The sequence below is a fragment of the Pantoea sp. SGAir0184 genome, from assembly GCF_043544755.1.
The window spans coordinates 432,615-453,819 of the sequence record NZ_CP028050.1; the positions used below are offsets into that span (position 1 = coordinate 432,615).

20 protein-coding genes are annotated in these 21,205 nt (G+C 58.6%); 13 read left to right on the forward strand and 7 right to left on the reverse strand.

The window, feature by feature from the left end:
- Nucleotides 1–36: 36 nt before the first annotated feature.
- Both rlmB and C1N60_RS02070 read left to right on the forward strand, forming a co-directional pair.
- Complete coding sequence (gene rlmB, locus C1N60_RS02065) at nt 37–771, forward strand: 23S rRNA (guanosine(2251)-2'-O)-methyltransferase RlmB (RefSeq protein WP_021509756.1); 735 nt, start codon at nt 37–39, stop codon at nt 769–771.
- 95 nt (nt 772–866) lie between these two features.
- Nucleotides 867–2,495 carry an isovaleryl-CoA dehydrogenase gene (locus C1N60_RS02070; RefSeq protein ID WP_394521317.1) on the forward strand — a complete coding sequence of 543 codons (1,629 nt, stop codon included), beginning with the start codon at nt 867–869 and terminating at the stop codon, nt 2,493–2,495.
- Here C1N60_RS02070 and bsmA read toward each other — a convergent pair.
- Both bsmA and C1N60_RS02080 read right to left on the reverse strand, forming a co-directional pair.
- Nucleotides 2,469–2,795, reverse strand: a complete 327-nt coding sequence (gene bsmA, locus C1N60_RS02075) for a biofilm peroxide resistance protein BsmA (RefSeq protein WP_021509754.1) — start codon at nt 2,793–2,795, stop codon at nt 2,469–2,471. The genes C1N60_RS02070 and bsmA overlap by 27 nt on opposite strands.
- Nucleotides 2,796–2,850: 55 nt before the next feature.
- Nucleotides 2,851–4,782: a methyl-accepting chemotaxis protein gene (locus C1N60_RS02080; RefSeq protein WP_394521318.1), complete on the reverse strand. Its 1,932-nt coding sequence runs from the start codon at nt 4,780–4,782 to the stop codon at nt 2,851–2,853.
- A gap of 159 nt (nt 4,783–4,941) precedes the next feature.
- Here C1N60_RS02080 and yjfP point away from each other — a divergent pair, with 159 nt between their 5' ends.
- Nucleotides 4,942–5,691, forward strand: a complete 750-nt coding sequence (gene yjfP / locus C1N60_RS02085) for an esterase (protein ID WP_021509752.1) — start codon at nt 4,942–4,944, stop codon at nt 5,689–5,691.
- A gap of 51 nt (nt 5,692–5,742) precedes the next feature.
- Here yjfP and C1N60_RS02090 read toward each other — a convergent pair whose 3' ends face one another.
- The gene (locus tag C1N60_RS02090) at nt 5,743–5,949 is read right to left on the reverse strand and encodes a hypothetical protein (protein WP_021509751.1); all 207 of its coding nucleotides are present in this window, start codon (nt 5,947–5,949) and stop codon (nt 5,743–5,745) included.
- 386 nt (nt 5,950–6,335) lie between these two features.
- On the opposite strand from C1N60_RS02090, the gene rpsF reads away from it, so the two are divergent.
- From rpsF to rplI, 4 genes are read left to right on the forward strand one after another with little or no spacing between them, the layout of a single operon-like run.
- Complete coding sequence (gene rpsF, locus C1N60_RS02095; protein ID WP_021509750.1) at nt 6,336–6,731, forward strand: 30S ribosomal protein S6; 396 nt, start codon at nt 6,336–6,338, stop codon at nt 6,729–6,731.
- A gap of 6 nt (nt 6,732–6,737) precedes the next feature.
- On the forward strand, nt 6,738–7,055 hold the full coding sequence (priB, locus tag C1N60_RS02100) for a primosomal replication protein N (protein ID WP_031280155.1): 318 nt from the start codon (nt 6,738–6,740) through the stop codon (nt 7,053–7,055).
- A 4-nt stretch (nt 7,056–7,059) separates the two neighbouring features.
- The gene (rpsR, locus tag C1N60_RS02105) at nt 7,060–7,287 is read left to right on the forward strand and encodes a 30S ribosomal protein S18 (RefSeq protein ID WP_000135199.1); all 228 of its coding nucleotides are present in this window, start codon (nt 7,060–7,062) and stop codon (nt 7,285–7,287) included.
- Between the two features lie 39 nt (nt 7,288–7,326).
- On the forward strand, nt 7,327–7,776 hold the full coding sequence (gene rplI / locus C1N60_RS02110) for a 50S ribosomal protein L9 (protein ID WP_021509748.1): 450 nt from the start codon (nt 7,327–7,329) through the stop codon (nt 7,774–7,776).
- Nucleotides 7,777–7,831: 55 nt separating this feature from the next.
- On the opposite strand, the gene C1N60_RS02115 is transcribed toward rplI, so the two are convergent.
- Nucleotides 7,832–8,491, reverse strand: coding sequence for an OapA family protein (locus C1N60_RS02115; RefSeq protein WP_150360361.1), 660 nt, complete (start codon nt 8,489–8,491; stop codon nt 7,832–7,834).
- Between the two features lie 184 nt (nt 8,492–8,675).
- Between C1N60_RS02115 and fklB the strand changes: the two genes are divergently transcribed.
- The gene (fklB, locus tag C1N60_RS02120; protein ID WP_021509746.1) at nt 8,676–9,296 is read left to right on the forward strand and encodes an FKBP-type peptidyl-prolyl cis-trans isomerase; all 621 of its coding nucleotides are present in this window, start codon (nt 8,676–8,678) and stop codon (nt 9,294–9,296) included.
- Nucleotides 9,297–9,330: 34 nt separating this feature from the next.
- Here fklB and C1N60_RS02125 read toward each other — a convergent pair whose 3' ends face one another.
- Nucleotides 9,331–11,289, reverse strand: a complete 1,959-nt coding sequence (locus C1N60_RS02125; RefSeq protein ID WP_394521319.1) for a bifunctional 2',3'-cyclic-nucleotide 2'-phosphodiesterase/3'-nucleotidase — start codon at nt 11,287–11,289, stop codon at nt 9,331–9,333.
- Between the two features lie 282 nt (nt 11,290–11,571).
- Here C1N60_RS02125 and cysQ point away from each other — a divergent pair, with 282 nt between their 5' ends.
- Nucleotides 11,572–12,318, forward strand: coding sequence for a 3'(2'),5'-bisphosphate nucleotidase CysQ (gene cysQ, locus C1N60_RS02130; protein ID WP_136546444.1), 747 nt, complete (start codon nt 11,572–11,574; stop codon nt 12,316–12,318).
- Nucleotides 12,319–12,349: 31 nt separating this feature from the next.
- Here cysQ and C1N60_RS02135 read toward each other — a convergent pair whose 3' ends face one another.
- Nucleotides 12,350–12,907, reverse strand: a complete 558-nt coding sequence (locus tag C1N60_RS02135) for a YtfJ family protein (RefSeq protein WP_021509743.1) — start codon at nt 12,905–12,907, stop codon at nt 12,350–12,352.
- Between the two features lie 313 nt (nt 12,908–13,220).
- Here C1N60_RS02135 and C1N60_RS02140 point away from each other — a divergent pair, with 313 nt between their 5' ends.
- Nucleotides 13,221–13,427, forward strand: a complete 207-nt coding sequence (locus C1N60_RS02140) for a DUF1107 domain-containing protein (protein WP_031280153.1) — start codon at nt 13,221–13,223, stop codon at nt 13,425–13,427.
- Nucleotides 13,428–13,483: 56 nt separating this feature from the next.
- Here C1N60_RS02140 and C1N60_RS02145 read toward each other — a convergent pair whose 3' ends face one another.
- Entirely contained in the window at nt 13,484–14,827 is a 1,344-nt protein-coding gene (locus C1N60_RS02145) for a hemolysin family protein (RefSeq protein WP_150360364.1), read from the reverse strand.
- Between the two features lie 454 nt (nt 14,828–15,281).
- On the opposite strand from C1N60_RS02145, the gene C1N60_RS02150 reads away from it, so the two are divergent.
- Genes C1N60_RS02150 through C1N60_RS02160 form a run of 3 tightly spaced genes read left to right on the forward strand, consistent with a single transcriptional unit; the run spans nt 15,282 to nt 21,144 of the window.
- Nucleotides 15,282–17,021 (forward strand): autotransporter assembly complex protein TamA, encoded by a 1,740-nt coding sequence (locus C1N60_RS02150; protein WP_031280152.1) that lies wholly within the window; start codon nt 15,282–15,284, stop codon nt 17,019–17,021.
- The gene (locus C1N60_RS02155; protein WP_059012326.1) at nt 17,018–20,788 is read left to right on the forward strand and encodes an autotransporter assembly complex protein TamB; all 3,771 of its coding nucleotides are present in this window, start codon (nt 17,018–17,020) and stop codon (nt 20,786–20,788) included. Before C1N60_RS02150 ends, C1N60_RS02155 begins: the two co-directional genes overlap by 4 nt.
- 2 nt (nt 20,789–20,790) lie before the next feature.
- Entirely contained in the window at nt 20,791–21,144 is a 354-nt protein-coding gene (locus C1N60_RS02160) for a gamma-glutamylcyclotransferase family protein (RefSeq protein WP_031280151.1), read from the forward strand.
- The last annotated feature ends 61 nt before the right edge of the window (nt 21,145–21,205 follow it).

The following is a 21,205-nucleotide window of genomic DNA, read 5'->3' on the forward strand; positions in this document are numbered from 1 at the left end:
GTATTCAATGATATACATCCAACCTTGAGCAAAGTAATGAGTGAAATAATTTTTGGCATTCACGCCGTGCAGGCGCTGCTGGAGCGTGATCCCCAGCGTTTTCAGGAAGTCTTTATCCTTAAAGGCCGCGATGACCGCCGCCTGCAGCCGCTGATCGCCGCACTGGAAGCTCAGGGAATTGTGATTCAGCTGGCCAACCGCCAGTGGCTCGACGGCCAGGTCGAAGGCGGCGTGCACCAGGGTATCGTGGCGCGCGTTAAGCCGGGTAAAAACTATCAGGAAGGCGATCTGCCGGATTTGCTGGCTTCACTGGATCAGCCGTTCCTGCTGATTCTGGATGGCGTCACCGATCCGCATAACCTGGGTGCCTGCCTGCGCAGCGCCGATGCGGCGGGTGTGCATGCGGTGATCGTGCCGAAAGACCGTTCGGCACCGCTCAACGCCACGGCGAAAAAAGTCGCCAGCGGGGCGGCGGAAAACGTGCCGCTGATTCGCGTCACCAATCTGGCGCGCACCATGCGTCTGCTGCAGGAGTACAACGTCTGGATCGTCGGCACGGCCGGTGAAGCAGACCACACGCTGTATCAGAGCAAAATGACCGGCGCGATGGCGCTGGTGATGGGTGCGGAAGGAGAGGGCATGCGCCGCCTGACGCGCGAACACTGCGATGAGCTGATCAGCATCCCGATGGCCGGCAGCGTCTCTTCCCTCAACGTTTCAGTGGCCACCGGCGTTTGTCTGTTCGAAGCGGTGCGTCAGCGCCAGGCGTGATCGCCGCCGCAAAACCTCAGCTGTACCAGGCATAACTGCACATCCTCTCCATACTTATAGCCACATCAGTACGGGCAACAGGAGAGGAGAGTGCCATGGCCTGGACCACTCACAGCGTATTCAATCAACCATCTCCGCTCAGCAACAGTAATCTCTTCACCGGCGACAGCGCGCTGTGCGAGGCGGTAGTGCGTGAAGGGGCCGGCTGGGACCGCGAATGGCTGGCGTCCGTCGGCCTGCAGCTCGGTAGCGCGGAGTCACTGGAATTAGGTCGCCTGGCCAATGCGCAGCCGCCGGAGCTGCTGCGTTACGACGCGCGCGGTGAGCGACTCGACGAGGTGCGCTTTCATCCTGCCTGGCATCTGCTGATGCAGGGCGTGTGCGCCAGCCGGTTACATAACCTGAGCTGGCAGCCTGACGTGCAGGGCAGCGCCATGGTGGCGCGCGCGGCGCGTTTCATTCTGCATGCGCAGGTGGAAGCCGGTTCACTTTGCCCGGTAACCATGACTCACGCCGCGATCCCGCTGCTGCAAACCCATCTGCCCGCTCCCTACGCCGACTGGCACGATCGGTTGCTGAGCGATCGGTATGATGCGCATCATCTGCCCGGCAGCCAGAAGCGCGGCCTGCTGATTGGCATGGGCATGACGGAGAAGCAGGGCGGCACCGATGTGCTGAGCAACACCACACGCGCCGAACCGCCTGGCACGCGTACGCCGGGCGAACCCTGGCGCATCACCGGCCACAAATGGTTCTTCTCGGTGCCGCAAAGCGACGCGCACCTGATTCTGGCGCAGACCGCCGCCGGGCTGAGCTGCTTCTTTCTGCCGCGCCTGCTGCCGGACGGCACGCGCAACGCCATTCGTCTTGAACGCCTGAAAGACAAGCTGGGCAACCGCGCCAATGCCAGTGCCGAAGTGGAGTTTCAGGATGCCTTCGGCTGGTTGATGGGTGAGGAGGGCGATGGCGTGCGGCTGATCCTGAAAATGGGCGGTATGACGCGCTTTGACTGTGCGCTCGGCAGCCACGGCCAGATGCGACGCGCGCTGGCGATAGCGCTGCATCACGCCGGTCAGCGCCAGGTGATGGGCAAAAACCTTAGCGATCAGCCGCTGATGCGCGCGGTGCTGGCGCAGCAGGCACTGCAGCTGGAGGGACAAACCGCACTGCTGCTGCGTCTGGCGCGCGCCTGGTCAACGCCAGCCAGCGCGCATGAACGGCTGTATGCACGCCTGTTCACTCCGGCGGCCAAGTTCGTGATCTGCAAAGCCGGTATGCCGTTTGTGGCTGAAGCCATGGAGGTGCTGGGCGGCATTGGCTACTGCGAAGAGAGTGAACTGCCGCGCCTGTATCGCGAGATGCCGGTGAACAGCATCTGGGAGGGCTCGGGTAACGTGATGTGCCTGGATGTGCTGCGTGTACTGGGACGGCATGCAGAGGTGCTTAGCATGCTGCAGGATGAGTTTGATGCGGTGAAGGGCAGCAATCGCCACTTCGATCGCTGCTGGCGTCAGCTGCGGCTGCAGCTCGGCAATCTGCGCGAAGAGCAGGCACGGCAGGTTAGCGACATGCTGATTCGGCTGGCGAGTGCCGCGGTGCTGCTGAAAGCGGCAGAACCGCCGCTGGCAGACAGCTGGTGCGCGCGTTATCTCTCATCGCGCCCGGCGCAGGCGCTGAGTGATGATCTGAACGCACGCTTACTGCAGCGTGCTACTGCCGCCTGAGGGCGCGCCGTACAGAATGGCGGTGGCATACCAGAAGCCAGGCATGGTGGTCTCATCGACCATCAGGATCTGATAGTAAACCGCACCGCTCTGATTGGCGCGTGCAGCGATCGCACGCTGCACATCATCCGGCGAGCCGCGTGAATGGGCGCTGACGGTGCCAAGCTTCGGCAGGCCATAGCTTTGCGCGCGGGTGATCTCCTGCGCCTGAGTGGTGGGCGCTGGCGGGGGTTGTGGCGTGGTGTGCAGTGCGGCACAGCCGCTCAGCAGCAGGCCCAGCAGCAGAATAAGCGTACGCATGGTGGCTCCGGAAAACAGGCAGATGACTCAAGTGTAAGCCATCTGCCCCGGCTCATCAGTCGTTGAGGCGGAAAATACTCACCAGCTGGGTCAGATGATGGCCTTTCTGACTCAGGTGCTGCGCCGTGTGTTCGGACTGGTTAATCATATCGCTGCTCTGATGGGTCGCATGGCTGATGTGGTTCATCGCCAGATTGACCTGACCAATGCCCGCGGCCTGCTCCTGGGCGGCGATATTGATTTCCCCCATCAGGGTTTTCACCTGTTCGATATGGCTGACAATATGGCTCATGGCGTTACGCGTTTGTTCCGAGAGCGCATGGCCAGCGGCCACTTTGTCGATCGAACTGGCAATCAGCCCGTCAATCTCCTTCGCCGCATTGGCGCTGCGCTGCGCCAGTGCACGCACTTCCGCAGCGACGACCGCGAAGCCTTTGCCGTGCTCACCGGCGCGCGCCGCCTCAACCGCAGCGTTGAGCGCCAGAATATTGGTCTGGAAGGCAATCGACTCGATCACGTGGGTAATGTCGGCGATGCTCTGTGAGGCAATGCGAATCTCCGCCATGGTCTCTACCGAGCGCGCCACGGTGCTGCCGCCCTGGCTGACGGTGCTGGCGGCTTCACCGACCAGCGCCATCGCCTGACGCACGTTAGCGGCGGTTTGCGCCACGGTTGCGCCAAACTGCTCCATGCTGGCCGAGGTCTCTTCGACGCTGCTCGCCTGGCGGCCAATCTGCTCGCTGATGCTGGAACTGCTGGCCGCAATGGTGTCGGTGCCGTCGCTGATCTCACGCGCGGCGGCGCGTACCTGGCCTACCACTTTCTCCAGGCCGTCGCCAATGCCGTTAATCGCGCTCACCAGCTGGCCGATCTCGTCGCGGCGCGCTGAGTCGAGGTGCGCCTGCAGATTACCCGCCGCGTACTGCTCGGCCAGATGGATCACCTGCTGCAGCGGCCGGGTAATGGCGCGCCGGCTATACAGCACAAAGCCAATGGCAAAGGCGAGCACCAGCGCCAGGCCAATCAGCATGAACAGATTGCGGCTGTGGGTGATCGGTGCCAGCAGGCTGGCGCGGCTGACTTCACCGGCGATAATCCAGTTCCAGCCCGGCAGTTGCTGCCACGCCAGCAGGCGGGTTTCGCCCTGATGCGCGATCTCCAGCAGGCCGTGCGGCTGCGTCAGGATCTGCTGCTGTACGCTGCGATCCCAGTCCGGCAGCTTGCCTTCGGACTGACGGGCAAACAGATACTGGCCCTGTGCGCTGCCCGGCGTGCCGTTCAGCACGAAGAAGCTGCCGCTGTCGCCGAGACGTCGCGCCAGCACTTTCTCCCGCATCAGCGCGTACTGTTTATCAATCTGCACGCCAACAAACAGAATGGCGATGACTGCGCCGCTGTCGTCCTGCACCGGCTGGTATTGGGTGATATAGCGATGGCCGAACAGCGTCGCCAGGCCGCGATACACTTCGCCCTTATTCACGCTGCGCCACGCCGCGCTGCTGCGATCAAGCTGGGTGCCCACCGCGCGGCTGCCATCCTCTTTCTTCAGTGAGGTCGCGATGCGAATGTAATCCTCGCCGTCGCGCACAAAAATGGTGGAGACTGCACCGGTACGATCGAGAAAATCGTCCACGGCGATCTGATCGAGATTGAGGGTTTTCAGCCCGGCACGCAGCGTCGGCGTGCTGAACGATCCCACCTGAATGCGTGAGCTGTCGTCACGGCTAAATCGCTTAGGTAAAAAGCTCTGAAACAGCCGGGTATAGTTCGCCACTTCTTCCGATAAGGTCGCGTTAAACATCGTGGCCATTTCATTAATGCCGAGCACCTGGTTTTGCATATCGTCGACAGCCAGCTGCTCCAGCTGGCGCGCGGCGTTATGGCTGAGCGTTAACGTCAGGGCAAACAGCACGATTGCCACACTGAAAGACGTCAATACAGACAGCTTAATTCCGAGACTCATGGCGCTGAGAGAGAGACGCTTCATAAAGTACCTTTAATAAATAACTGGAGGGGTACAGGATCAACGGCAAAATGCGGCAAATGTTTAGGGCAGAAATTAATCGAAATAAATGTGATGTAGCTCGCGTTTTGGCCGGCAGCACGTACACTGAGACCAGTGATAATCATTCTCAACGGAGACGGTATGATTGAGTTGGCAACGGAGAACCTGGCGGGCATTGAGTGTATTCACGCGGCACCGGCCGGACAGCGGCTGGCGCGCTTACCCACCATCCTGTTTTATCACGGATTTACCTCGTCGAAAGAGGTGTACAGCTACTTTGCCGTGGCGCTGGCGCAGGCCGGTTTCCGCGTGGTGATGCCGGATGCAGAGATGCACGGCGCACGCTACAACGGCGATACCGACGCGCGCATGACGCACTTCTGGGAGATTTTGCGCCAGAACATCGATGAAGTGCCGCTGCTGGAAGCGGCGCTGCGCGACAACGATTGGGTGGCGGATGAGCGTTTCGCCATTGCCGGCGCCTCAATGGGCGGCATGACCGCGCTGGGCGCGATGGCGCGCTATCCACACCTGCACAGCGTTGCCTGTCTGATGGGCTCCGGCTACTTCATGCAGCTCAGTCAGACGCTGTTCCCGCCGCTGGTGGCGCACACGCCAGAGCAAAAAGCGGCGTTACAGGCGCGGCTGGCCCCGCTGGCGGCCTACGATCCCTGTCAGCAGCTGGCGCAGCTGGCTAACCGTCCGCTGCTGTTATGGCACGGTGAAGCGGATGAAGTCGTACCGTTTGCCGAAACGGTACGGCTGGAAAAGGCGTTGCGCGAGGCGCAGCTCGACAGCCGGCTCACCTTTCTGGCGGAAAAGCAGATCGGGCACAAAATCACGCCGCCAGCGCTCACCGCGCTGGTCAGTTTCTTTAAACATCATTTGTAAACGGAACGGGCTGGCGGCGCGAAGCACGCCAGCCCGGGATAACAGGCCGGACTACAGTTGTGACGACAAGCGGTCGGCGGCGCTGGTGTTCGCGCTGACCGGGTTACCGCCTGGCGCATCCAGCCGGTTAACGTAGACATAGCCTGAAGCCGCTTTGCTGCTGTTACTTCTCATCTGCAGCGCCTGGTCAGCGGAGCTGGCAAGAGCGGGGGTAGACAGGAAGAGACCCAGTAAAGTGGCGATAATGACAGCTTTCATAATCGACTCCTCACTCCAGGGATTTCACTCTCAGGCGCGCTGATTAAGCCAAACCGTTGCGCCTGTAGAGAGTTTAGTTCTTCACCAGTACGACGCCAGATCGTCGTGCTGAACGCCTCGTTCAGGGATTTTGAACAATCTCTGACTAACCTGCTGAATCTCAATCCTTAGCACAAAAGGTGTCCCCGCCTGGCACGACAGCGACAATTTGATGAATTGTGCGCTTGAGTTTCCCCGGCGAGGTCAGTATGATTACGCGTCAATTTTTCAGCTGCATTCAGAGGTGTGTTTCATCTTTTGGGTGATTCGCAACCTATAACGTTCCTTGCTTCCGTGGGCCGCAGCTGACCCTGACAGGAGGCTGAATAATCCGTAAGGAGCTATCGATGCGTCATTACGAAATCGTATTTATGGTCCATCCTGACCAGAGCGAGCAGGTTCCGGGCATGATCGAGCGTTACACTGGTGCTATCACTGGTGCACAGGGCACGATCCACCGTCTGGAAGACTGGGGTCGCCGTCAGCTGGCTTACCCGATCAACAAACTGCACAAAGCACACTACGTTCTGCTGAACGTAGAAGCACCGCAGGAAGTGATCGACGAGCTGGAAACTAACTTCCGCTTCAACGACGCCGTTATCCGCAGCATGGTTATGCGCGTTAAGCACGCGGTAACTGAAGCTTCTCCGATGGTTAAAGCGAAAGACGAGCGTCGTGAGCGCCGCGAAGACTTCGCTAACGAATCGGCAGAAGACTCAGATGCTGGGGATTCTGAAGAGTAATCCACGATGACGGCCAATCGGCTGCGCCTGTCTGGCACCGTGTGCAAGACGCCAGTTCGAAAAGTCAGTCCGTCAGGGATTCCTCACTGCCAGTTCGTGCTTGAGCATCGTTCTGTGCAGGAGGAAGCCGGGTTTCACCGGCAAGCCTGGTGTCAGATGCCGGTGATTATCAGCGGCAGCGCCCATCAGGCGATTACTCAACATATAACGGTCGGCACGCAACTCACACTCGAAGGTTTTATTAGCTGCCATCAGGCACGCAATGGCCAGAGCAAACTTGTGTTACATGCCGAGCAGATTGAATTGATAGATTCTGGAGACTAGCCAAATGGCACGTTATTTCCGTCGTCGCAAGTTCTGCCGTTTCACCGCGGAAGGCGTTCAAGAGATCGATTATAAAGATATCGCAACGCTGAAAAACTACATCACTGAAAGCGGCAAGATTGTTCCAAGCCGTATCACCGGTACTCGTGCAAAATACCAGCGTCAGCTGGCTCGTGCTATCAAGCGCGCGCGTTACCTGTCTCTGCTGCCGTACACTGATCGTCATCAGTAATCGGCAACTGTCCATTAACGACTTTAAGAGGATAAGGTAATGCAAGTTATTCTGCTTGATAAAGTAGCAAACCTGGGCAGCCTGGGTGATCAGGTTAACGTTAAAGCGGGCTACGCTCGTAACTTCCTGGTTCCACAGGGTAAAGCTGTTCCTGCTACAAAGAAAAACGTTGAGTTCTTCGAAGCGCGTCGCGCTGAACTGGAAGCCAAACTGGCTGACGTTCTGGCTGCTGCTAACGCACGTGCAGAGAAAATCAATGCACTGGGCACCGTTACTCTCGCGTCTAAAGCAGGCGACGAAGGTAAACTGTTCGGTTCCATCGGTACCCGCGACATCGCTGATGCAGTTACTGCAGCTGGCGTTGAAGTGGCGAAGAGCGAAGTTCGCCTGCCAAACGGCGTTCTGCGCACCACCGGTGAGCACGAAGTTGACTTCCAGGTTCACAGCGAAGTATTCGCGAAACTGGTTGTGAATGTAGTAGCTGAGTAATTTTTTACTTAGTTTGAAAGCGCCGGCCTTGTGCCGGCGTTTTTGTTTCTGTTGCTTACTGCGCGCGGATAAAGCTGCCGTCCGGCTGGCGGGTAAACAGCACCGGACCGTTACTGCTCTCGACCGTTAAGCCGGTCACCACGCCCTGCGCGTTCTGACGAATCTTCACCTGCTGACCACTCTGCAGCGCGCTCAGCGGCTGCCCATCGCCTTCCACCCGCGCCATGGCAAACACATCATTGACCGGCAGATTGTTGTCACGGAACAGCTGTGCCAGCGTCTGGCCCGAGGCCACGGTATAGCTGTGCCATTCGCCCTGAGCATCACTTTTCGGCGTCGTATTCTGCGGCGGCTGCGCATTGTTATCGTAGATTTCCGCCTGCATCGGCACCTCTTTGCCGCTGCTCTCTGCCGGACGTTCCACCGGATACTGCGGCGTACTGGCAGGCCAGAGAAACGCCAGCAGCATCACCAGCAGGGCAATAACGATACCGCGTCGGTGCAGCGGCGGCAGCGGATCCATCCAGCGTACGTTATCCAGCAGATGCCAGATGCGCTGCAGCACAGCGGGTATACGCGACGGGGTTTCAGAAGCCATTCTTTCCTCCTCCTCGCTGGCGGTCGTGACGCGCCTGTCAGGCAGCCAGCGTTGCAACCGGGAAAATAAGGTACGCGGTGCGCGCGTCCTGCGACGTCGTGGGGCGATTTGGCCCATGGATGCTCTCTTGTTCTATAGTATGGGCAAAGCGGGCGCGAAGTGCCTGCCAGCATTGAAAAATTTGACCTGCATATTGTTTCTCTTTCCCCGGGAAATGTCATCCGCGGCGCGCGAGATTTTACGCCAGCCGCCTGCGCTGTTATGCTGCCGGTTCTATTTTCTCCGGGATTAAGGAAACAAGATGACGACCCCTTCATTTGACAGCGTCGAATCACAAGCAAGTTACGGTATCGGTTTACAGGTTGGTCAGCAGCTGCAAGAGTCTGGACTGCAGGGTCTGCAGCCAGAAGCGCTGCTTGCGGGCCTGCGCGACGCGCTGGAAGGGAACTCACCGGCAGTTCCGGTTGACGTGGTACACCGTGCGCTGCGTGAAGTCCACGAGCGTGCCGAAGGCGTACGTCGTGAGCGCGTCGAAGCCATGGCGGCCGAAGGTCAGCAGTTCCTCGAGCAGAATGCACAGCGTGAAGGCGTGAGCAGCACCGAATCCGGCCTTCAGTTCAGCGTCATCACCCAGGGCGATGGTCCGATCCCATCACGTCAGGATCGCGTACGCGTGCACTACACCGGTAAGCTGATTGACGGCACCGTGTTTGATAGCTCCGTTGCCCGTGGCGAACCGGCTGAATTCCCGGTCAGCGGCGTGATTGCTGGCTGGATTGAAGCGCTGACCCTGATGCCGGTTGGTTCGAAGTGGGAGCTGGCCATTCCGCACAATCTCGCTTACGGCGAGCGCGGCGCGGGTGCCTCTATCCCGCCATTCAGCACCCTGATTTTCGAAGTCGAGCTGCTGGAAATCCTGTAATAAACAGCGGGCGCCGTGTCTGGCGCCCCTGTCACTACTTCTTCTCTGCCTGCTTCTGTAAATCCACCTGCCAGATTGCAAAGCCCGTTTCATCACTGCCGACGGCTTTCATCGGATAATCAGCATACTTCTCAATAAACTGCGTGGCTTTTGCGCCCGGCGCGGTCTCAAAGCGAATATCCAGCGGCGTTGCACTGGCGATCGGTGCCAGCCGCCAGTTGTGATCGGCCTGTGGCTGCACCGCGCCGTGGGCGCGGGTTTCGCTGCTGATGTAGGCGGCCACCACCGAGCGGTTCTCATCCGGCGAGGCAAAGGCGACATACTGCTCGCCGGTACCGGCAAATTTGCCGCCCCAGGCACGGTAATTATTGGTGGCAACGAGGAAGGTCGCTTTGGGATCGATCGGTTTGCCCTGCCAGCGCAGATCCTGAATACGTGATGCCGCCGGGTTAATCAGCTGGCATTCGGCGTCGTAGCGCGCCGGTTGCGTCACATCGATCTGATACTGCACGCCGTCGATCACATCAAAATTGTAGGTGCGGAAATCCCAGTTGATCAGCGACTGCGGCTGACGACGATGCACGTCGATCTGATTAAACTGCGCCGCCGAGCACTCCAGCCACTCTTTCACCTGCGCGCCGCTGACTTTCATCACCACCAGCGTATTCGGGTAGAGATAGAGATCGGCGGCATTACGGAAGGTAAGATCGCCTTTTTCCACTTCAACGTAGCTGGCCGGATCGTTCTTACGGCCGCCGGCTTTAAACGGTGCCGCTGCCGAGAGCACCGGTAAGCGGCCCAGATCGGGATCGCCCTGAATGAAGCGTTCGACGTAAGCACGCTGCGCATTATTGACGATCTGCACGGTGGGATCGTCCTGCACCAGCGACAGATAGCTGTACATCACATCCGCCGACTTGCCGATCGGTTTTGCCACAAATTCACGCGTAGCGCGATGATCGTCGGCCAGCACTTTCACCAGATCGGCATCTTCCGCCGCCAGCGATTTTTTCGCTACCGCATCGTAAACTGGCCGTGCCTCGGCTTTACCCTGGGTCACCTGCCAGTTGCCGCCGTCATTTTTCAGCACCAGGTCAACCACGCCGAGATGATCGCCCCACATGCCGGGCATCACCGCCGGTACGCCGTTAAGCGTGCCCTGAGCGATATCCGCGCCTTTAATCGCCGCAAACTCTTTGCCGGGAAACACCGCGTGCGCATGGCCGAACATGATGGCATTGATACCTGGCACCTGACTGAGGTAATACACCGAGTTTTCCGCCATGGCATGGTACGGCTCACTGCTCAGACCGGAGTGCGGAATAGCGATGATTATTTCAGCACCTTTTGCGCGCATTTCCGGCACATAGCGCTTCGCTGTCTCGGTGATGTCATCAACGCGCACTTTACCCTGCAGATTGTTGCGATCCCACACCATAATCTGCGGTGGTACGAAGCCGATATAGCCGATTTTCAGCGTATGCGGCTTGCCGTCGCGGTCTTTTACCGTGGTTTCTTTAATTAAATAGGGATTAAACAGCGGTTTCCCACTGGTTTCATCGATAACGTTGGCGTTGATGTAGGGAAAACGTGCCCCGGCAATTGCCTGCTGCAGATAGGGCAGGCCGTAGTTAAATTCGTGGTTACCCAGATTGCCTACCGCGTAATCCAGCGTATTAAGGGCTTTATACACCGGATGGATTTCACCCGGCTGCAGGCCTTTGGCCGCCATGTAATCACCCAGCGGGCTGCCCTGAATAATGTCGCCGTTATCCACCAGCACGCTGTTTGCTACTTCGCCGCGCGCCTGCTGGATGAGCGTAGCGGTGCGCACCAGACCAAACTTTTCGGTCGGCGTGTCTTTGTAGTAATCGAAATCCATCATGTTGCTGTGCAGATCGGTGGTTTCCAGAATGCGTAAATCCACCGTGGCAGCCTGTACCGTGGCGGCTGCAACGCACAGTGCCAGTAACGACATGCTCGCTTTGAACATGGCTTGCTCCTTGTTCGCTTTAATGGGCCTCTCAAAATAATGTAAAACCATGACGAATTATCATTTCAATTTGTGATGAGGCTCTGGATTTTGCCTCTTTCCTGCGCAAGCTGACGGAGTGCCTGCCATTCAGCATTGCGCCATAGCCGTCACCGGCGAACTATGGTATTGATAATCAAGGCGAATACCCTGAGCAGTAAACTGCTACAGCGCAACTGCTAAAATATCTGGAGACGGGCTGCCGATGTTTCGCCGGCAGCATCAGCCGAAATGAGGTGAACAATGTTAGAAAAAATTTGCCAGCTGGCGCGAAGCGCGGGCGATGCCATTATGCAGGTCTACGATGGCGCACAACCGCTGGACGTGACGCGTAAATCGGATGATTCACCGGTCACGGCGGCCGATCTGGCGGCACATCAGGTTATCGTGCAGGGCTTAGCGGCGCTGACGCCTGACGTGCCGGTGCTGTCGGAAGAGGATCCACCCGGCTGGGATGTGCGTCAGCACTGGCAGCAATACTGGCTGGTCGATCCGCTCGACGGCACCAAAGAGTTCATCAAGCGTAACGGCGAGTTCACGGTCAATATCGCGCTGATTGAGCACGGCAAACCGGTGCTGGGCGTGGTGTACGCGCCGGCGCTGGGGGTGATGTATTCTGCGGCCGAAGGCAAAGCGTGGAAAGAAGAGGGCGGCCACACCACGCAGATTCACGTGCGTGAAGCGCGACCGCTGCTGGTGGTGGTGAGCCGTTCGCACGCCGATAAAGACGAAGAGCTGAAAGAGTATCTGACCCAGCTGGGCGAGCATCAGACCACCGCTATCGGCTCCTCGCTCAAGTTCTGCCTGGTGGCAGAGGGCAAGGCGCAGCTCTATCCGCGCTTCGGGCCGACCAATATCTGGGATACTGGTGCCGGCCATGCGGTAGCCATTGCCGCTGGCGCGCACGTGCATGACTGGCAGGGCAAAACCCTCGACTACGCGCCGCGCGAGTCGTTCCTGAATCCGGGCTTCCGCGTCTCGCTGTTCTGATACGCTATGCGCGCCACCCGCTGTGGCGCGATCACGCCTGCAGCAGCTGATGGATCAGTTTCATCGCCTGCTGCACTTCATCCTGCGTCAGCGGACCGTCTTTGGCGTAACGCACATGGCCGGTGTTATCCAGAATCACAATCGCCGAACCGCCTTTCTCCAGCTGCCACGCCTTGCGCGCGTTGCCGTTGCTGTCGACAATGAACTGCGACCACGGATACTGCTGTTTATTGCTCTCAATGCTGCTGCGCACAAACATCCCGGTGCCGGGAATGGCATCATCGGTATTAACCACCGTGGTGGTCTGGTAGCGGTCGTGCGGCAGCTGGGCGGCTTTGATGGCTTCAATCAGCGCGGCGTTCTGTTCTTTGGCTGACGAGCGTCCGGCAATATGCAGGATGACCCGCACTTTGCCACTCAGCTGGGCGCTGTTCCAGGGCTGGTAGCGAAACTTCTCCTGCTGATACAGCAGTTCTCCTTTGTCGTTAACGCCGACTGCCGGTACGCGCTCGCCAACCTTAAACGCGTGGGCTGAGGCAAGGCTGGGCAGCAGCAGCGCCAGGGCTATCACGGAATGTGCCAAACGCATGGTAATGCTCCTTAGTGATCCGACCAGTTATTCATGTTTTTGCAATATTAGGCGTGGATGATGCGCCTGTCGCGATGAGATAGCAGCTTTGTAACCCATGCCACAATTCCTTAACCAATGAAGGTTTATACTGGATTTTGTGATCGTTATGACAGAGTTCTCTGTAATGATGTGTCAATTCAGTAAAAAATCCATTTTTTCGGAACATCGGCAAGGAATCATGTTCTATAGTTATGCCTCATTTGCGCTTCAAGGGCTCGTACCGAATTTGGCAACGGCGAAGCGTATTACATCTGTTCAGGAGTTAAACAGCATGAAGATCTTCCAGCGCTATAATCCGCTGCAAATTGCGAAATATGTAAAGACGCTATTTAAAGGAAGGTTGTACATCAAGGATGTTGGCGCGTTTGAGTTCGACAAAGGCAAAGTCATGTTGCCGCGCGTCAAGGATAAACAGCACCTTAGCGTGATGTCAGAAATCAACCGCCAGGTGCTGCGGCTGCAAGCCGAGTACAACTAAGCAAAAGAAAGGGCGCCGCTGGCGCCCTGAATCTTTCTGTAACCGCACGATCACTGCTACGCGGCAGGCCCTTCAGACTCATCCAGCGTACTCTTCGACACATTCAGCACCGGCGGGCGGTCATCAATGCGCGTCACCAGCAGCTGGTCGATGCGGTAGCTGTCGATATCCACCACCTCGAATTTGTAGCCGGAGAATTTGACGAAATCGGTGCGTTTGGGGATCTTACGCAGCATATACATCATGAAGCCGCCGATGGTCTCGTAGTTGCCGGACTGCGGGAACTCGTCAATATCCAGCACGCGCATCACGTCATCAATCGGCGTACCGCCTTCCACCAGCCAGGAATTCTCGTCACGCGCCACAATCTGCTCTTCCAGCCCCTGACCGACCAGATCGCCCATCAGCGTGGTCATCACGTCGTTAAGCGTGATAATCCCGACCACCAGCGCATATTCGTTCATGATCACCGCGAAGTCTTCGCCGGCGGTTTTAAAACTCTCCAGCGCCTCTGACAGCGTCAGCGTATCCGGCACAATCAGCGCCGAACGAATCTGCACGCCGCTGTTAAGCGTCATACTCTGGTTACCCAGCACGCGCAGCAGCAGCTCTTTGGAGTCGACGTAGCCCACGATATGGTCGATATCGCCGTCGCACACCAGAAACTTCGAATGCGGGTGTTGCGCGATTTTGGTTTTCAGGCTGGTTTCGTCTTCGTGCAGATCGAACCACACGATATTTTCACGCGAGGTCATGGACGAAGGCACGGTGCGTGATTCCAGCTCAAACACGTTCTCGATCAGCTCGTGCTCCTGCTTGCGCAGCACGCCGGCCAGCGCGCCCGCTTCTACCACCGCGTAAATGTCATCCGAGGTGATGTCATCTTTACGCACCATCGGCAGCTTAAAGATGCGAAAGAACACGTTGGCCAGGCCATTGAACAGCCATACCAGCGGGCGGAAAACCAGCAGGCAGAAGCGCATCGGATTGATGATGCGCAGCGCGATGGCTTCCGGCGCGATCATGCCGACGCGTTTTGGCGTCAGGTCGGCAAACAGAATAAACAGGCTGGTGACGATGGTGAAGGAGCAGATAAAGCTGAGCTGATCCGCCAGTTCCGGCTCCATAAAGCGGTAGAACAGGCTGCTGAAGGCGGGCGAAAACGCCGCATCGCCGACGATACCGCCGAGAATCGCCACGGCGTTGAGGCCAATCTGTACCACGGTGAAGAACATGCCAGGCTGTTCCTGCATCTTCAGCACGCGCTGCGCGTTGATGTTGCCTTCATCGGCCAGCAGTTTCAGTTTGATCTTGCGGGCAGCCGCCAGCGAGATCTCCGACAGAGAAAAAAATGAACTGATTACGATCAGTAAAAGAATGACAAGCAGGCTATCAAGCATAAAAGATCCGTTGGGTTAATCACTTGTCATTTTTGGCCTGGGCAGCGCGAAGAGGCGTACATCCGGTACTTACCCGTCAAACAGGGCTATCCGTGCCAAAAATGTCTGCGCCAGTTCGACAAAGTCACGTTAACGTCGGGGCAGAAATGCGTGCAGGCGAGGCCTGCTGGTCGCTGATTATAGCAGCAGCGCTATTGCTGCCGCCAGCGGCGTGATTGGCCGGCTCGGATTAATCCGAGTGGCGGCTGGCGGTGCGCAGAAGCGCGGCTTCGTTGTTGTATCGGTACGCACATTTACCGACAATAGCAGTCGATTTGGCTTAGCGGCCGTTTTTACGCAGCCGCTCGCAAAAAAGAGCGGCTATGCTGATGGGTATGCAAGGTGTGGTGATACCCTTTCCACCAGAGTTAACGCCCCTGCGGAATAGGGGCAGGCATTATTAACAGGAGTACGCGTGCCGCGATTTCATGCTTATTGCTTGGCCAGCCTGCTGCTTGCCGCACCTGCTGTTGAGGCAGCCAAAGTGCGACTGCAGCTGGAAGGCCTGACCGGGGAGTTACAGAAAAACGTCAGGGCGCGCTTGTCCACTATCGGCAGTGACGAGGTGTCGAACGACGGCCGTTTCCAGGCGCGCGTGGCTGCCGCGATCAAAGAAGGCTTGCGCGCGCTAGGCTATTACGAGCCGCAGATCGACTTTGAATCACGCCCGGCACCGCCGCAGGGTGGCCGTCCGGTGCTGATTGCCCGCGTCACCGCCGGTGAGCCGGTGAAGATTGGCGGCAGCACCATCGTGGTGGAAGGCGCCGCAAAAGACGATCCTGATTATCAGGCGTGGGTGAAGCAGGGCCGGCCGAAAGTCGGCAGCCAGCTCAATCACGGCGACTACGATAAATTTAAAAACGGCTTCTCCAGCCTGGCGCTGCGTAATGGTTACTTCGACGGTGACTTTAAGCAGAGCCAGCTTGGTGTCTCGGTAGAACGGCGCTTAGCGTTCTGGGATATCGACTACGACAGCGGCCCGCGCTATCGCTTCGGCGATGTCAGCTTTGAGGGCTCGCAAATCAATGAAGCCTATCTGCGCAACCTGGTGCCGTTCAAAAAGGGCGATCCCTACAGCTCACGCGATTTGGCCGAACTCAATCGTCGCCTCTCCGCCACCGGCTGGTTTAATTCTGTCGTCGTGGCACCTGAGTTCGATAAAGGGCGCCAGACCAAAGTGCTGCCGCTCAGCGCCGCCGTGTCGCCGCGCGTGGAGAACACCATCGAAGCCGGTGTCGGTTACTCGACGGACGTCGGACCGCGGCTGAAAGGCACGTGGAAAAAGCCGTGGATCAACGACAGCGGCCACAGCCTGACCTCCAGCGCCTATATCTCCGCGCCGGAGCAGCAGCTTGATCTCAGCTATAAAGTGCCGCTGCTGAAAAGTCCGCTGGAGCAGTACTACACCTTCTCCGGCGGCCTGAAACGCACCGATCTCAACGACACCAAATCGGACACCACCACGCTGGCGATGTCGCGTAACTGGGACAGCAGCTCCGGCTGGCAGCGCGCGGTTAACCTGCGCTGGAGCCTCGACCACTTTACTCAGGGCAGCGTCACCAACACCACCATGCTGCTCTATCCGGGCGTCAGCCTGAACCGCACCCGTTCGCGCGGCGGCCTGATGCCGACCTGGGGCGATTCACAGCGCTATTCGGTAGACGTGTCGGACACCACCTGGGGTTCAGACGTCGACTTCCTGATCCTGCAGGCACAGAACGTGTGGATCCGCACGCTGGGCGAGAAGCATCGCTTTGTGGCGCGCGGTAACCTTGGCTGGATTGAAACTAACGACTTTGAAAAAGTGCCGCCCGATCTGCGCTTCTTCGCCGGCGGTGACCGCAGCATTCGCGGCTACAAATACAAAGATATCTCGCCGCGCGATGACGAAGGCAAACTCACCGGTGCCTCAAAGCTGGCCACCGGCTCGCTTGAGTATCAGTACAATGTTTCTGGCAAATGGTGGGGCGCGGTATTCGTCGACTCCGGTGAAGCGGTCAACGACATCAAGCAGAGTAATGTTAAAACCGGTGCAGGCTTCGGCGTGCGCTGGTCTTCTCCGGTAGGGCCGATCAAGTTTGATATCGCGCGCCCGATTGGTGACGACAAGGAGCATGGATTGCAATTTTATGTAGGACTGGGGCCTGAACTATGAAGCTGTGGAAAAAGGTCCTGATCGGTATCGGTATTTTCCTGCTGGTGCTGCTGGCCAGCGTGGCGTTTCTGGTGGGTACCACGCCCGGATTGCATCTGTTGTTTAAAGGTGCCGATCGCTGGGTGCCGGGCCTGTCGATCAACAAGGTGGAAGGCGGCTGGCGCGATCTGACGCTGAGCGGCGTGAAGTACCAGATGCCGGGCGTCAGCGTGGATGCCGGGCGCTTCCATCTGGCGCTCAACCTCAACTGCCTGCTGCACTCCTCGGTGTGCGTGAACGATATCGCGCTGCAGGATGTCAGCGTGGTGGTCGACAGCAAAAAAATGACGCCCGCCAGTGCGCCGCCGCCGGAAGAGGAGAGCGGCAGCAGCAATCTAAGCACGCCATACCCGATTACGCTGAGCCGGGTCAGCCTGCATAACATCAACGTCAAAGTCGATGACACCGCCATTTCGCTGCTCGACTTCACCAGCGGCCTGCAGTGGCAGGATCGCGCGCTGACGCTCAATCCCACCCATATCCAGAGCCTGCTGATCGCGCTGCCGAAGGCGGCGAAAGTGGCGGACGAACAGGTGGTGCAGCCTAAAGTGCAGCAGCCGCAGCCGGATGAGAAACCGCTGGGCGAAACGCTGCAGGCGATGTTTGCCGAGCCGCTGCTGCCGGCACTGCCGGATTTCCAGCTGCCGCTCGACATCAATGTGCAGCAGCTGTTGGGTGAGCAGTTGCGCATCACTGGCGATACGGATGTGGCGATTACGCGTCTGCTGCTGAAGGCCAAAACTACCGACCGGCATGTGCAGCTGGAGACCTTTGACGTCGACTCGCCGCAGGGACAGATCAACGCCAGCGGCGATGCCCGGCTGGCGGATAACTGGCCGGTCAATTTTGTGCTCAACGGCTCGCTGAATCTCGATCCGATTAAAGGCGAGAAGATCAAACTGAACCTCGCCGGGGCAATGCGCGACGAGCTGAAGCTGGGCCTGAATCTCTCGGGGCCGGTGCGTGCCCAGCTGGACGCCGCCGCGCAGCCGGCGGTCGCCGGTCTGCCGCTGTCGCTCAAACTCACCAGCCCGCAGCTGCGCTGGCCGCTGACCGGTCCGGTGCAGTATCAGGCGGATAATCTCGACTACCAGTTCAGCGGCAAAGCCACCGACTATGTGATGTCGCTGCGCACCGCGGTGAAGGGCGAAGCGGTGCCGCCGGCCACCATTACACTGGACGGTAAAGGCAACGTGCAGCAGTTCAGCCTGGATAAACTTCGCGTGGCGGCGCTGCAGGGCAACATTGACCTTAGCGCGCTGGTGGACTGGAGCAAAGCCATCAGCTGGCGCAGCGAACTGACGCTGGCGGGCATCAATACCGCTAAACAGTATCCTGACTGGCCGGCAAAGCTCGACGGTAAAATCACCACGCGCGGCAGCCTGTACGGCGGTAGCTGGCAGCTTAGCGTGCCGCAGCTGGCGCTGAAGGGCAATGTGAAACAGAACGCGGTGAGCGCCGAAGGCTCGCTGACCGGCAACAGTTACAATCAGTGGAAAATCCCCGGCATTGACATCGCGCTGGGGCGCAACCATCTCGACGTGAAGGGCGAACTGGGCGACGCGCTAAATCTGGATGCCAGTGTCGATGCACCGCATCTGGATAACGCGCTGCCGGGCCTCGGCGGCGTAGCCAAAGGCACCATCAAAGCGCGCGGTACGCTGCAGGCGCCCCAGCTTCTGGCCGATCTTACCGCCAGCGGCCTGCGCTGGCAGCAGTTGCAGATCCGCCGTGTCACGCTGCAGAGCGATGTGAAATCCAGCGATCAGGTCGCCGGTAAACTGCAGCTGCGCGTGGAGCAGCTACAGCAGGACGCGCTTAAGATCGGCCTGCTGACGCTCAACGCCGACGGTAACGAGAAGCAGCATCAGCTGAAACTCAACGTGCAGGGCGAGCCGGTCTCCGGCCAGCTGGCGCTCAACGGCAGCTTTGACCGCCAGACGCAGCGCTGGCAGGGTAATCTCAACAATACGCGTTTTGACACGCCGGTGGGCGAATGGCGCCTGACGCGCGCGATGACGATTGACTACCTGAACAGCAAACAGAGCGCCACCATCGGGCCGCACTGCTGGCAAAACCCCAACGCGCAGCTGTGCGTGCCGGAGCCGATCGAGGCCGGTGCCAGCGGCCATGCGCACGTGGTGCTGAACCGCTTCGATCTGGCGATGGTTAAGCCGTTCCTTACCGATGCCACCCAGCTGAACGGCGTATTCAGCGGTGATGCGCGCGTGAACTGGACCGCCGACGGCGCGCTGCCGACCGGCACGGTATCGCTTAAAGGAAACGGCGTAAAAGTGGTGCAGGATGTGCAGGGGAATAACCTGCCGATCGCCTTCGACACGCTCAACCTGAATGCGGCGCTGCGTAATGGACGCGCGCAGCTCGACTGGCTGATTCACATCGTGAATAACGGTCAGCTGAGCGGCAACGTGCAGATCGCCGATCCGGAGAATCGCCGCCAGCTGTCAGGCAACATCGGCATCAGCAACATTTCGCTGGCGATGCTCAACCCGGCGCTGATGCAGGGCGAGAAGATCAAAGGCAACCTCAACAGCAATCTGCGTCTCGGCGGCACGCTGCAGCAGCCGCAGATCTTTGGTCAGCTGGGGCTGAGCGATGTTGATGTGGACGGCAGCTTTATGCCGGTCGATCTCACTTCGGCCAATCTCAACCTGGTGTTTAACGGCATGAGTTCCACGCTCAACGGCCTGATCCAGACGCAGCAGGGTAACCTCAATCTGGGCGGCAACGCGGACTGGAGCCAGCTGGATAACTGGCGCGCGCGCGTTACTGCGCAGGGCAGCCGTATTCGCGTTACCGTTCCGCCGATGGTGCGGATGGACGTTTCGCCGGACCTGGCGTTTGAAGCCACACCGGCGGCGTTCAACCTTGACGGCAAGGTTGATATTCCGTGGGCGCGCATCACGGTGCAGGAAGTGCCGGAGAGCGCTACCGGCGTGTCGTCGGATGAGGTGATGCTGGATGAGAACCTCAAGCCGATTCAGCCGAAAACCGCCGCGATCCCGATCAACAGCAATCTGGTGATCCACGTCGGCAACGATGTGCGCCTCTCGGCCTTTGGCCTGAAAGCGCGACTCAACGGCGATCTCAAACTGGTGCAGGATAAAACCGGCCTGGGCTTAAACGGACAAATCAATATTCCTTCCGGCCGTTTCCACGCGTATGGTCAGGATCTGATTGTGCGTAAAGGCGAGCTGCAGTTCGCCGGTCCGCCGGATCAGCCGTACGTCAACCTGGAGGCGATTCGTAACCCGGAAGCCACCGAAGATGATGTGACAGCCGGTCTGCGCGTCACCGGGCTGGCCGACGAGCCGAAGGTAGAGGTCTTCTCCGACCCGGCAATGTCGCAGCAGGAGGCGCTGTCTTACCTGTTACGCGGTCAGGGACTCAGCAGCGATGGCGACAGCAACGCCTTAACCTCGGCGCTGGTTGGACTGGGGGTTGCACAAAGTGGTCAGGTTATGGGTAAAATCGGCGAGACCTTCGGCGTCAGTAACCTTGCGCTTGATACCACCGGTGTCGGCGACAGCCAGCAGGTGCAGGTGAGTGGTTATGTGCTGCCGGGTCTGCAGGTAAAATACGGTGTTGGCATATTTGATTCACTGGCGACGCTCACTTTGCGTTATCGCCTGATGCCCAAACTCTATTTGGAAGCCGTGTCGGGTCTCGATCAGGCACTGGATTTGCTCTATCAGTTTGAGTTTTAGCAATGCGAATAATTGTCTACGGCAGTTTACGGCGCAAACAGGGAAATAGTCATTGGATGACCAATGCGCAATGGCTCGGCGACCATCAGATTGAAGGGTTTGCGCTCTACAATCTCGGTCACTATCCGGGCGTGGTTGAGGGGGACGGCACGGTGTACTGCGAAGTGTATCGCATCGACGCCAGCACCCTCGGCGAGCTGGATGCCTTGCGCAGCAAGAACGGCGAGTATAAGCGCCAGCTGATCCAGACGCCCTACGGCAGCGCCTGGCTGTACGTGTATCAGCGTTCGATTGCCGGTCGCACCCGCATCGCGAGTGGCGACTGGTTACGGCGCGATGACGCCGCAGAAGCGTAAATAAAAACACCGCCCAGTGGGCGGTGTTTTTTTATCTGCCGATCGCCATACATAGCGATGC